Consider the following 13,061-nt stretch of genomic DNA (forward strand, 5'->3'; position numbering starts at 1 on the left):
ACTTACACGTTATATAATTAATAGCCAACATAATCAATATCCAAAGTATATTATTTAGTTAACGTAATTTTAATTTAAGGTAGTTTAAAGTGACCTCCCGCACAGATGAAATTGAAAGACTGATTCTGGATATTGATAACTTACTCTCTAATGGCGGTAACCCTTTAGCCAAATTGCTATCTGGTCAAGGACAGGATGAAAGAACCATTTTACAAAGAATACGCAGTTTTCTGGTAGATCTGCGTGAAAGCGAGTCTATAGAAGAGGTTTTTATCAATGAACCCCAATCTACACCATTATCCTCTTTATTAACAAGATATGTCAATAGAGAACAAGAAAAGTCACACCCAGGCTTGCATGAGCAGAAACAGGAAAATACAAATTTGCCTTCAGGAGAAATACAAGGGGAAATGATGGGTTTATTCAAATCCCTACAGACTGAATTATCTACCATGTTGCAACAAAGGGCCAATCTGAGCCAGGAAATTAGAGAGTTAGAGCAAAAGCGTGGAGAATTTTCCCCATCGCAGCAATTAACAAACCAGGAACAAATAAAACAAATAATTAGTCAAACTGTACCAGCACTAATTGATCCTCTAGTAAAGAGTCTAATTCCCTACTTAAATACAACTGGCAACAAAGATGTGGGCTTAAGCTCTGGTGAGAATAACCCAGGAATAAACAACTCTTCTATGGAAACGGTTCTAGGGTCAACTAGCGGGATTGAAAGACTAGTTAATTTGACTAAGGATTTAGACCAACAGTTGTTATCTTTGGATGGAACTGTTAACGTTATTTTTCAAGCATTAGAACGTAACATAAATTCTTATTATCAGTCCCTATCTCAGTCCCTTACCAGAATGCACAATCAGGGGATAGAGGGTGAACAATTAATGGCAGATTTTATCAAAAATCTACAAAATAATCTACAAAACGATCCACTAACTTTCTCCGTGCAACCTACTAGTTCCCCTAGTTCCCATACTACAGAGCAAATTGCCGATTTAGGTTCACCCCCAATCAATTATGAAAGTCCTAATCTGGAGGATGAAGTTGATGAACTTTATGCAAGTCTTTTTACCGATTATAGCAATGAACCAGTGAAATTATGGGAATCTTTATTGCCCGAGGATTCAGGGACAAAAGCAGAATTTGCTAGTGTAATTATGCCATCAGAACCTGAACCAGATAGTAAGGATACGATCGCTGTTTTGACTGATTTGTTGGTGGATGCTGATGATGCTCCATTCTCCAAGGATGAGGAAATCACACCAACCTGGGAGAATTTTGATCAGGATCAGGATTTTTCCGATCAGGAAGAAAAAATTGAGGGGGAATTGGAAGTAGATTTATTTGCTGGTTATATTGCAACTTCTCCTCAAGAAAATCTTCTAGATTTAGATGATAGGGTTAGTACACAGGATGAAATACCAGATACATCTGAACTTGCAGATGCACAACATCTAGAAAGTGATAATTGTGATATCACCAGTTTTGATTGGGAGCTAGATTCCAGATGGGAAAATATCAAACAGGTGGAAAATTCCCTTTCTCTTACTAACTCAAGTGAGGATGGATTAGAGGAGATTGTGGATCAGGGAATGATGTTCTTAGAATCTCCCACGGATATTACTGCTATACCCACACCCGAAGAGTTCCTAAAACCAGAGGAAATAAATCAGGTTCAAGTATCTCAACCAACACCTCAAAAGGATGAAAATTCATCTTGGTATTTGGGTATTGACTTGGGAACAACAGGAATTTCTGCCGCTTTGTTAAATCATGCCAAATTAATTGTCCACCCCATCTATTGGTCCGCAGAACATAAATCAGGTAAAACAACTTTTACCCAGTCTTTTCGATTGCCAGCAGAAGTATATCTACCAACTGGCTCTATCCCCCACTCAGAAACCCGGGAAAATCCCCAAGATATTAATTCCACTACGGAAATAGATAATGGTTTCTCCGTACCAGTGGACACAAAACCAGAACTTTATTCTACTCATTTAAAGCCTTTTTTACATGTAGGTGTTTCTTATAAAAACAACCAAAAGAAGTGGGAACCTGTATTGCAGCTGAACGAATTTGCCGCCAGTCCCTTAATTTGGGTTGTGCGCTCCTTGTCAAAGTTGTTGTTGACCCTAAAATCAGATCATACCAGCACAACGCCAGCTTTAAGCGCTCATGCTACAGGTATGGATAAAGAAGTTTTCTTAGAAGTTATTAACGATTTAACAGGTGTTATTTGCAGTTGTCCAGGTAACTGGTTAGAACAATACCGATTTAATGTAAGAGAGTCCATATTAACCAGTAAGCTAGTTTCCCATGGCAACCAAATATTTTTTGTGGAAGAGGCCATAGCCACCCTGCTACCTGAGCTAGATCCCAGTAGGTCAAAGCCAGTCCAGGTGTGGGATAATCAAGGTATCCACCCCCTAAAGACTACCTCTGGTCTAAGTGAGGGATCCACCCTAGCTTTGAACATTGGTGCAAGTGCTACGGAAATGGTACTAGTTGATCTTGTGGAGGATCTAAGCAAGTTAACCTACAAAAACTTGACCTTGCACAGTTTTGTCTATGGTGGAAAAGCAATGGAACAGGATATCATTTGTCAGTTGCTCCTACCACCCCAAACCCATGATAACATAAAAGGGGGCAATGGGGATAGTCAAAATAATTCATGGCATTGGCAACCTACAACTCCCGGTTTAGATCGGGTAGAGTGGTCCAGCTTAAATTTAACGGGTTTGGAATTACCACAATTAGGTCAAACGGATACATTAGCTAGGACTTTACTACAGCAAAGGTTAGAAAGTTCTGTGTTGGGGCGGGGAATGTTAGACGCAGCTATGGCCATAAAACTGATTTTACAGCACCAAGTCTCATTTACTCTCAAATTGGCAGATCAGCATTGGAAGCTATATCGCCAAGACCTAGAGAGCAAAATACTTATACCCTATGTACGCCGTCTTAATCGAGAATTAAATAGACTATTAGTGGCCCGGGGTGTGCCAGCAGAGTCCATAGCTCAAGTGGTCATTTCCGGTGGAGTGAGCAGCATACCCACCATTAAGCGTTGGCTAGGACAAAAACTGCCCAACTCCAAAATTATAGAAGATTTACACCCCGGAGGAAATGGGTCTATTAGCAAGTGCAGTCGAGTAGCTTACGGTTTAGCTACCGCACTCTTGTATCCGCAGTTTCTAGAAATATCTAGACAACAATATACGGATTATTTCTTGTTCTCAGAGCTATTAAACATTATGCCAGATAGCCCGACTACAGAAACTAACCTCTCCCTATCCCTGAATCAAATTCTGGAACTTTTGGAAGGTCGTGGGATTAATACCAAGGTATGTCAACAGCGCTTGTTAGCCTTATTAGAAGGTGAACTACCTGGTGGGTTAGTACCTATTACTAAGAAAAACTCTCCCCCCAGGGATGGAGTTCCAGGGAGTTTTAACTATCTGTGGTTGACCAAAAATTCTCAGGAAAATCCTGATTATCGGGCAATTTCCTCCACACCCTTGTTTCAAAAGCAGGGTAATCTTACTTATAGATTTGATGTTCCCCAAATTCTCCTGCTGCGTCGCTATCTTAATGCGGTTAAGGACTGCTCTTTGCAGTCTTTCTCAGAACCATACACGTTTAACTAAAGCAGATTGGTGCAATTAATCTTCACTGCTGACTTTTTCACCAATACCCCCTGAATACAGGTTATAATTTTTTTACGGAACAACTTTACAAAAATTTATGCGTAATAATCTCGTGCAAGCCTTCTTTGTAGGTAGAGCAATAGCAGAAGTAATTAATGAGCGTTTAGAGGTCACCCTGACTGACGCTTTAAGTGAACTGGGTAAATTTGATGCTGAGATGAAAGAACAGCTCCACCAGTTTACAGAAGAAGTGATGGCCCGTGCTAGTCGAGCAGCGGAAGCATCACAAACAGGTGTTACCCCCAGTAGTACCAATACTAGTACTGTAACAGACTTACAAGCTGAAATTGATGATTTACGAGCAGAAGTTGCTTTGTTGCGGACTGAGTTACAAAAGTATCGCAGTGGGGCAAAATAGATATAGTCCGGTCTGTTGATATACTATTAGTGGTGGGTCATGTTTTAACGAAACATAGAAGTTTTATTGTTAAACTTGCCCCCTACCAAACCATTAAATTCTGCTATTCTTGAGAAAGCGGAGTGTAAAATGAGTAATGCCCAACGGTACAAAACAAACTACAAAATAAATATGGAACAAGGTTATTCGGGTAAGGCTTACCGTTGGAATCGGGAAAAATACTCCAGTAAACGCCGCTTTGTGGATATCTGGTCTTTTGTCTTGACCTTTATGTTTAAACTTTGGCGGTATAATAAGGCATGGAGTTATCCTGGGGGTGTAACGGAGGCAAAACAAGCAGCTAGACGCTACGCCCAGGCGGTCTGGGTAAGAAATACATTTTTGGATCTAGGACCAACTTTTATTAAGGTTGGCCAGTTGTTTTCCACCCGTGCGGATATATTTTCTAGCGAGTATGTGGATGAGCTGTCTAAGTTACAAGACCGCGTACCAGCTTTTGATTACGAACAGGTGGCCACAATCATTGAACAGGAATTGGGTAAAACAATTTCTGAACTCTTTGCCAGTTTTGAACCCATACCTCTTGCTGCTGCTAGTTTAGGCCAGGTTCACAAGGCTGAACTGCACTCAGGGGAAACCGTAGTAGTCAAGGTGCAACGACCAGGACTGAAAAAACTCTTTGAAATCGATTTACAAATACTTAAAGGTATCGCCTACTACTTCCAAAATCATCCTGAGTGGGGAAGAGGAAGAGATTGGATAGGTATTTATGAGGAGTGTTGTCGCATTCTTTGGGAGGAAATTGATTATCTGAATGAGGGACGCAATGCGGACACTTTTAGGCGCAACTTTCGCTCCTATAACTGGGTGAAGGTTCCTAGGGTATATTGGCGCTATACTACTTCTAAAATCATTACTTTGGAGTATGTTCCTGGCATTAAAGTGAGTCAGTATGAAGCATTAGAAGCCGCAGGTGTGGATAGAAAGGCGATCGCTCGTTATGGAGCTCAGGCATATTTACACCAGTTATTGAATAATGGCTTTTTCCACGCTGATCCCCACCCTGGTAATTTGGCGGTAAGTCCAGATGGAGCCTTAATTTTCTACGACTTTGGCATGATGGGCACTATTAAGTCCAATGTTCGAGAAGGACTAATGGAAACCTTATTTGGCATTGCTCAAAAAGATGGTGACCGCGTAGTACAATCATTAATTAATTTGGGTGCGATCGCTCCGGTGGAGGATATAGGTCCTGTGCGACGTTCTGTCCAGTATATGTTGGACAATTTTATGGACAAACCCTTTGAAAACCAATCCGTGGCTACCATCAGTGAGGACTTGTATGAAATTGCCTACAATCAGCCATTTCGCTTCCCAGCCACTTTTACCTTTGTCATGCGAGCTTTTTCTACTTTAGAAGGGGTAGGAAAGGGTCTAGACCCGGAATTTAATTTTATGGAAGTTGCCCAGCCTTATGCAATGGAGCTTATGAATAACAATAATGGTGCTAGTCAAGCAAACACTTTTTTAAATGAGTTGAGTCGTCAAGCGGTACAGGTTAGTAGTACCGCATTAGGGTTGCCCCGCCGTTTAGAAGATACCCTAGAGAAGCTGGAACGAGGGGATATCCGGTTGCGAGTGCGTGCCCTAGAAACTGAGCGTCTATTAAGACGACAAAGTAATATTCAAATGGGAATTAGTTATGCGCTAATCATCAGTGCTTTTACTATTTCAGCTACTATCCTATTAGTCAATAGATTTTACTGGTTAGCTGCAATAGCAGGTTTAATAGTTACTGGTATCTCTTTCATTTTCTTGCGTCTAGTCTCCCGTCTTGATCGTTATGATCAGAAGTACTAGTGATTACACATATTTTGATAACACACATTTCAAATATCTCAAATACTTGAAAAAACTATGAAACTTAACTTTACCGGTGCAACCGATACCGGACTTATTCGTTCTCATAATCAAGATGCTTACTATATAGACCCTGATGGACGTTTTTTTATCGTTGCTGATGGTATGGGAGGTCATGCTGGAGGGGAGGAAGCTAGTCGAATTGCCATTCAAGAAATTCAAGCCTATTTAACAAACCAATGGGACTCCCCCGAAAATACCCAGTCTTTATTAAGATTGGCTATATCCCAAGCCAATAATTCCATCTTACAAGACCAACTTTCCCACCCGGAACGTTCCGACATGGGAACCACAGTCGTGGTTGTAGTTTTCCGTTCCCCTGAACCCCCCATCTGTGCCCACCTGGGGGATTCTCGCTTATATCGCTTGACAAACTCTCAACTTTGCCAAATCACTCAAGACCATACCTGGGTCGCTAAAGCCATAGAAACAGGCGAGATTAGTCCCGAAGAAGCTCGCTCCCATCCCTATCGCCACGTCCTCTCACGCTGCTTAGGAAGACCAGATCTCAGCGACCCAGAAATTTACCCCTTTGATGTTAACCCAGGCGATCGCCTGCTTTTATGTAGCGATGGATTAACCGAGGAACTACTGGACGAACAAATTTTTCAGCTGTACCAGAACCCAGATTTAGAGCAAACAGCTTCATCCCTGGTGGAAGCAGCTAAAGCCAATGGCGGTAAGGACAACATCACTGTTATCTTGGTTGCTGCTGAAAAACAAGAATAATCCAGGAAATGTTCAATTCGAGCATTTTTTCCCCAGTTAACCTGCTAGAAATATGTTCAAACCCATCACCCGACGGGTTTGTTTGACCTAAACGTTAGTCCTTTAATATAACTTATACACCCAATCCCCCAACCGACTATCCCGATGGTAGATCGGAAACCCGAAATATATAACACTGGGCAATTTGTCAAATAACTGTTATCTTTCTTAACAAGTGACAGACCAAAACCGAACCAACCGAAAAGCTGGTTCACCGCCCATACCACCATTACTAATTGCTCTTTAGGTTTTAGCCATGAATCAACCAATACAGCTTTCCTTAGAACAGCAATTCAACATTTACTCCTTTGCCAGCCAGGTCAAAGAAATGAGTCACGAACAGGCCCAAGAGTTCCTCGTGAAACTCTACGAGCAGATGGTAGTGAGAGAAGCCACCTATAAGGAACTACTCAAGCACCAGTGGGGATTGGATTTAGGCTCCATGGCGTAGGAGAATTTGTCGAGACCAAGACCTAACTTTAACTTGCACTCAAACCGGTCTCGGCTTTTGACTTTCGCCCTGGGACTGTTTCCTAACCCGTCCCCCACTCTATAAAACTATAATTCCCATTCGTTAACACATTTTGTTCATAAAACTTTACAGACCATGAGTTTCTCCTAGAACAACCTCCCGCTGTGCTCCTGTAGCAACCGGCAAATTTCCAGGAATCCCTAAATGTTTCCAGTAAGCTAACACAGCAAAGGCGATCGCCTCCTTAAAAGCTGAGCTTAATCCCATGACATCTGTGGTGGTAACTGGTATTGAATCCAGCAATACCTCCAATCGTTTTTTCAGATAGAGATTGCGACCTCCGCCACCACACAATAGGACTTGTTGTGGCATTTGCGGTAAAAACTCACGGTAACTTTGAACAATAGAAGCTGCTGTTAGTTCAGTAACTGTTGCTAACACGTCTGGAATAGATAAATCATAGTGATTACAATCTCGCAAACACTGATAAAAGTAGTCAACACCGAACAGCTCTCTACCAGTGGACTTAGGAGGGCGTAAATAGAAATAGTCTTGACTCAACCACTGTTTAACCAATGGATAACAAGGAGAACCACTAGCTGCCCAGGCCCCATTTTGATCATAAGTTTTTTGACCATTAGTAAAATGAGACACAGCTAAATCTAACAAACTATTTCCTGGACCTGTATCCCAACCCATGATTTTGTCTAGCCAACCATCAGAGCGTGGAGGTAGATAAGTAACATTACCAATACCACCAATATTTTGAATACAGCGAACCTCCTGAAGATGACTCAAGAGAAAAGCATCAACCCTAGGGACTAAGGGTGCTCCATGACCACCGACTGCAATATCAGCCACACGAAAATTACTAACAGTAGTAATACCAGTGAGGCGAGCAATAACAGCACCCCGACCTAGCTGTAAACTATAACCTAGGGGGACGTGATTTTCCTCTCCTGTGGGTCTGTGGTAAACCGTCTGACCATGAGAACCAATGAGAGTAGCGGGGGGGTAACCAACCTGAATATGTTGGGCCGCCTGGGCAAAAACCGTGGCTATTTGATCATCAATAGTAGCCAGCTCCAGCATGGAAATTTGTTCTCCCCCACAGATGGAGAGGATTTTAGTCCGTAGTTGGGGTGGATAGGGGTAAGTTTCCCCCGCCAACAATTCCACCTTCAGGTCTAAGTCTCCACCAGATATTTCCACTAAAGCGGTGTCTATACCATCTACAGAAGTACCACTCATTAAACCAATCACACGAGTTGGGGGGATTATTTCCTTCATTGTTCCCCCTGATTGAGAGACTGAAGGTCAAGGGCATAATTTAGTCGTAAAACATTCACCACTGCTTCGCCAAAAATACCTAAAAATTTGCCATCTGTGTACTTATACATTAAGCTTTCTATTTCATCTTCTTTCATACCACGTGCTTTTGCTACTCTTGGTAACTGCTGTCTTGCTGCTTTCCAAGAAATATGGGGATCTAAACCAGAACCAGAAGTGTAAATTAGGTCTGCAATGGGTTTAAGGTCTTCCTCTTTTAATTGGCTAACCTCCTGACTAATTCTATCAATCAACTGTGGATTAGTAGGAGAAAGATTACTCCCTCCAGATATACCATAGGGAGCAGATTTTTTGCCTTGACTGTACCTAATGGCGCTAGGACGGCTTTGAAAATATTGTTCTGATGTAAAACTTTGACCAATTAAGAAGGAACCCATTGGTTCAGCTTTAATATTGAACAAAATACTACCATTAGCCGTAAAAGGAAAAACCCACTGACCTAAGTTCAATATTCCCAAAGGATAGATAATTGCAGTTAATATCCATATTAATACAAGTACTCGTATCCCGCGAAAAATCTCTTTGATAAATGCCATCATAATTAAGCTAAACCCACAAAGGTAAAAATCAGATCTAGAAGTTTAATAGCAATAAAAGGAGCAATTACTCCTCCCACACCATAAATTAAGATATTCCGTTGCAAGAGCTGATTAGCTGTCAAAGGTCTAAACTTCACCCCCTTTAATGCTAAAGGAATTAAAGCAGGAATAATCAGAGCATTATAGGTCAGGGCTGATAAAACTGCTGAGTTGACACTAGTTAATCTCATAACATTTAAGCTTTGCAGATTAGCAGTAGCAAAAATTACCGGAATAATAGTGAAATACTTGGCAATGTCATTGGCAATAGAAAAGGTAGTTAAAGCACCACGGGTAATTAATAATTGCTTACCAATGGCGATAATATCAATAAGTTTTGTGGGGTCAGAATCCAGATCTACCATATTGGCAGCCTCCTTAGCTGCCTGGGTTCCAGTATTCATAGCTACACCCACATCCGCTTGTGCCAAAGCGGGAGCATCATTAGTACCATCTCCAGTCATAGCTACCAGTTTACCCTGAGCTTGTTCTGAGCGAATGACATGAATTTTATCTTCTGGACTTGCTTCAGCTATGAACTCATCCACTCCTGCTTCTTTAGCAATTACCTCAGCCGTAATATGGTTATCTCCGGTTAACATCACCGTGCGCACCCCCATCCGTCGCAGTTGGTCAAATCGCTCACGAATAGCAGGTTTGACTATATCTTTCAGATAAATAACACCATATACCTTATCGTCCAGACAAACCGCTAAAGGTGTGCCTCCCTGGCGGGATACTTGTTGATATGCAGTCTCCAATTCTGGGGTATGTTGACCATTACGGGAACGAACAAAAGCCTTTATCGCCTCCACAGCACCTTTTCTCGCTTCATGACCACCCGGTAAATTAGTTCCACTCATGCGGGTTTTGGCCGAGAACTCCACTCCCTGAGCTAACCGGCGATCAATATCAAATTTAGCACCCAGTTTTTCCGCCAGTCTAATGATAGATTTACCTTCAGGAGTATCATCAAATATACTGGCGGCTAATGCCACATTGGCAATTTCCGTGATTGAATGTCCACAGGTAGGCAAAAAAGACTCTGCTAGGCGGTTTCCTAAAGTGATTGTACCGGTTTTATCTAAAATCAACGTATTAATATCACCACAAGCTTCTACTGCTTGTCCAGAGGTGGCAATAATATTAAACTGGGCGACCCTGTCCATACCCGCAATGCCAATGGCACTGAGTAAACTGCCAATAGTTGTAGGTATGAGTGCTACCAATAGAGAAATAAGTATGGTGATATTAACGGGAGACTTGACATAGTACGCAAATGATGGTAGAGTGACTGTGACAATTAGAAATACTAATGTCAGCACTGACAGCAGAATGGTCAAAGCAATTTCATTGGGCGTTTTGCGCCGTTGGGCCCCCTCCACTAAATCAATCATCCTGTCAATGAATCCTTTACCAGGATCAGCTGTAATGCGGATAATCAACTCATCGGAAATAATCCGTGTACCCCCAGTGACGGAACTGGCCACATCTGAACCGCATTCCTTGAGGACTGGGGCGGATTCACCAGTGATAGCTGATTCATCTACCGAGGCTACACCCATAATTACCTCACCATCAGCGGGGATCATATCACCAGCTGACACATAAACCGTATCACCTTTTTTCAGCTGGGTTGAAGGGGTTTCGGTAATAGTGCCATCAGGGTCAATTTTCTTAGCTGTGGTTTCTTTTCTGCTTCTTCGTAAAGCATTAGCCTGAGCTTTACCTCTTCCCTGCGCCAAAGATTCGGCAAAATTGGCAAAAATAACCGTGGCAAATAAAATTGTGGTCACTAAACCATTGAATAATCGAGGATTGGTTTGATTAACCGTTCCCAATGCAGGCGGATAAATTGTGGCTATTAGGGTGATGATTGTTCCTAACCACACTAAAAACATGATAGGATTTTTGATGGCATATTGCGGGGATAACTTGATTATGGTATCCCCAATTGCTTGAGTGTAAATCGCTAAATCGCTAAATCGCGATTTTTGGCGATTCAAACCTCCACTCTTAGTTCGGGAATGGGAGGATCTTTGCTTGCGTCTAGTTGCAACGGAGTTCATAGGTAGGGAGTTGGGCTTAATGGATTAATCAGTTTCCAGAGACCAGATTTAAGCCCTCCGCCACCGGACCCAAGACTAGAACGGGGAAAAAGGTAAGTAGGGTTAAAATCATGGTTAAACAGGCTGTAATGCTGATAAACATTACCGAATCAGTTCTCAATGTACCACGGGTTTGGGGAACTGTTGATTTGCTAGACATACTGCTGGCTAATAGCAACATGGCTATGATGGGAACGTAACGCCCCAGTAAAATGGTTAAACTACTGCTTAGATTCCACCATAATGTATTATCTTGTAGTCCCTCCAGTCCTGAACCATTATTAGCTGCAGCTGAAGCATATTCATAAACTACTTGGGAAATACCATGAAATCCTGGGTTACTAATTCCTGACAGGGAGTTAGGGTAGGCCAAAGCAATGGCACTGGGAACTAAAATGATAATGGGGTGAATCAATAGGATCGCGCTGGCCAAAAATATTTCCCGCTGTCCAATTTTACGCCCCAAAAATTCCGGTGTCTTTCCCACCATTAGGCCTGTGATAAATACAGTCAGGATTAAATAAATGAATAGGTTAGCCGTACCTGTTCCCTGTCCACCCCAAACCATTTGGAGAAATAGGCTTGATAGGTTACAAAATATCCCCTGGGGCATAAATGAATCCAGCATCCCGTTCGCTGCTCCAGTCATGGTAGTAGATGTGATCACCGCCCATATTGCGGTTTCTCCTACTCCAAATCTCATTTCTTTACCCTCCAAATTGGGTATTTCTATACCTATGATTTGGTTGGCTAAGTAATTTCCCTGCATTTCACCTGTCACTGTCACCCAGATAAAAATCACAAATATTAGGAATACCATCCAAAATAGTAACCAACTTTGTTTCAAATTGTTGGCAAATACCCCGTAGCTATGTATGAGCGATGCTGGTATGATAATCATGGCTATGGTTTCTATTAGATTGGAAACACTGTTCGGGTTTTCAAAGGGATGGGCTGAGTTGGCAGCAAAAAAGCCCCCTCCATTTTGTCCTATCATTTTGATCATCTCAAAGGAAGCAACTGGACCCCTCGGTATATATTGGCTTCTCCCTTCCAATGTCTTGACTACCAATGTTCCCTCTAGCGTTTCTGGCACTCCTAATGCTACCAGGGCGATCGCTCCAATTATGCTTATGGGTAATAAGATTCTGGTGATGGCACGGATAAGATCAATGTAAAAATTACCCAGGCTTCTTCCGGTTAATCCCCTAATAAATGCTATTCCCACTGTTAATCCAGTAGCTGCTGAGGTGAACATTAAAAACCCTAGTGCTGCTGTTTGACTAAAATGGCTCAGTGTTGTTTCTGGTGTGTAGTGTTGCTGATTAGTATTGGTTAGGAAGGATATGGCGGTGTGTAATATTGTGTCCCATCTTGGTGCATTTAGATTGTTGGGGTTCCAAGGCAGTAGTTGCTGAAATGAGATAAGAATATATGCGCTTATTCCCATAATGAGGTTACTGACAAGAACAGATTTAATATACTGTCCCACAGTCATCTGCTGTTTTTTATTGACTCCACAGATCACATATATAATCTTTTCTATGGGATTGAGCAGACTATCTAAGATTGTTGACTGCTCTAGAAAAACACTGGCTATGTACTTACCCAAGATAGGAGTAATTAGTACGACAATTCCCAGAATGATAACGATTTGTAAGATACTTTGCATAACTACGTATTTTTGAACTTATCTTTGACCGTATTTTTGACCGTATTTCTAAATGTGTTTCCATTAATCAATCATTACTGTTTTACTACTTTCTGGATATTTATGGATTTTTTAAGCTG

General features: G+C 41.7%; 9 protein-coding genes. 5 read left to right on the forward strand and 4 right to left on the reverse strand.

Features of this window, described 5'->3' with window-relative positions; all coding sequences use genetic code 11:
• Positions 1 to 89: 89 nt before the first annotated feature.
• From C6N34_RS13730 to C6N34_RS13750, 5 genes are all read left to right on the forward strand, one after another.
• Positions 90 to 3,656: a hypothetical protein gene (locus C6N34_RS13730; RefSeq protein WP_115539199.1), complete on the forward strand. Its 3,567-nt coding sequence runs from the start codon at positions 90 to 92 to the stop codon at positions 3,654 to 3,656.
• 97 nt (positions 3,657 to 3,753) lie between these two features.
• The gene (locus C6N34_RS13735) at positions 3,754 to 4,074 is read left to right on the forward strand and encodes a DUF6825 family protein (RefSeq protein ID WP_057178645.1); all 321 of its coding nucleotides are present in this window, start codon (positions 3,754 to 3,756) and stop codon (positions 4,072 to 4,074) included.
• Between the two features lie 171 nt (positions 4,075 to 4,245).
• Positions 4,246 to 5,934, forward strand: coding sequence for an ABC1 kinase family protein (locus tag C6N34_RS13740; protein WP_115539203.1), 1,689 nt, complete (start codon positions 4,246 to 4,248; stop codon positions 5,932 to 5,934).
• A 57-nt stretch (positions 5,935 to 5,991) separates the two neighbouring features.
• Positions 5,992 to 6,723, forward strand: a complete 732-nt coding sequence (locus tag C6N34_RS13745) for a Stp1/IreP family PP2C-type Ser/Thr phosphatase (RefSeq protein WP_057178644.1) — start codon at positions 5,992 to 5,994, stop codon at positions 6,721 to 6,723.
• A 295-nt stretch (positions 6,724 to 7,018) separates the two neighbouring features.
• Complete coding sequence (locus tag C6N34_RS13750; protein WP_006277332.1) at positions 7,019 to 7,213, forward strand: NblA/ycf18 family protein; 195 nt, start codon at positions 7,019 to 7,021, stop codon at positions 7,211 to 7,213.
• A 147-nt stretch (positions 7,214 to 7,360) separates the two neighbouring features.
• Here C6N34_RS13750 and C6N34_RS13755 read toward each other — a convergent pair whose 3' ends face one another.
• The 4 genes from C6N34_RS13755 to kdpA are packed head-to-tail and all read right to left on the reverse strand — an operon-like array spanning position 7,361 to position 12,942.
• Positions 7,361 to 8,524 (reverse strand): anhydro-N-acetylmuramic acid kinase, encoded by a 1,164-nt coding sequence (locus C6N34_RS13755; RefSeq protein ID WP_006277331.1) that lies wholly within the window; start codon positions 8,522 to 8,524, stop codon positions 7,361 to 7,363.
• Entirely contained in the window at positions 8,521 to 9,120 is a 600-nt protein-coding gene (gene kdpC, locus C6N34_RS13760; RefSeq protein WP_040009064.1) for a K(+)-transporting ATPase subunit C, read from the reverse strand. The genes C6N34_RS13755 and kdpC overlap by 4 nt, the downstream gene beginning before the upstream one ends.
• Positions 9,121 to 9,125: 5 nt before the next feature.
• Positions 9,126 to 11,231: a potassium-transporting ATPase subunit KdpB gene (gene kdpB, locus C6N34_RS13765; RefSeq protein ID WP_115539198.1), complete on the reverse strand. Its 2,106-nt coding sequence runs from the start codon at positions 11,229 to 11,231 to the stop codon at positions 9,126 to 9,128.
• 28 nt (positions 11,232 to 11,259) lie between these two features.
• Positions 11,260 to 12,942: a potassium-transporting ATPase subunit KdpA gene (gene kdpA / locus C6N34_RS13770; protein WP_057178641.1), complete on the reverse strand. Its 1,683-nt coding sequence runs from the start codon at positions 12,940 to 12,942 to the stop codon at positions 11,260 to 11,262.
• Between the last annotated feature and the right edge of the window lie 119 nt (positions 12,943 to 13,061).

This window comes from Cylindrospermopsis raciborskii Cr2010, from assembly GCF_003367075.2.
Lineage (GTDB): Bacteria > Cyanobacteriota > Cyanobacteriia > Cyanobacteriales > Nostocaceae > Raphidiopsis > Raphidiopsis raciborskii.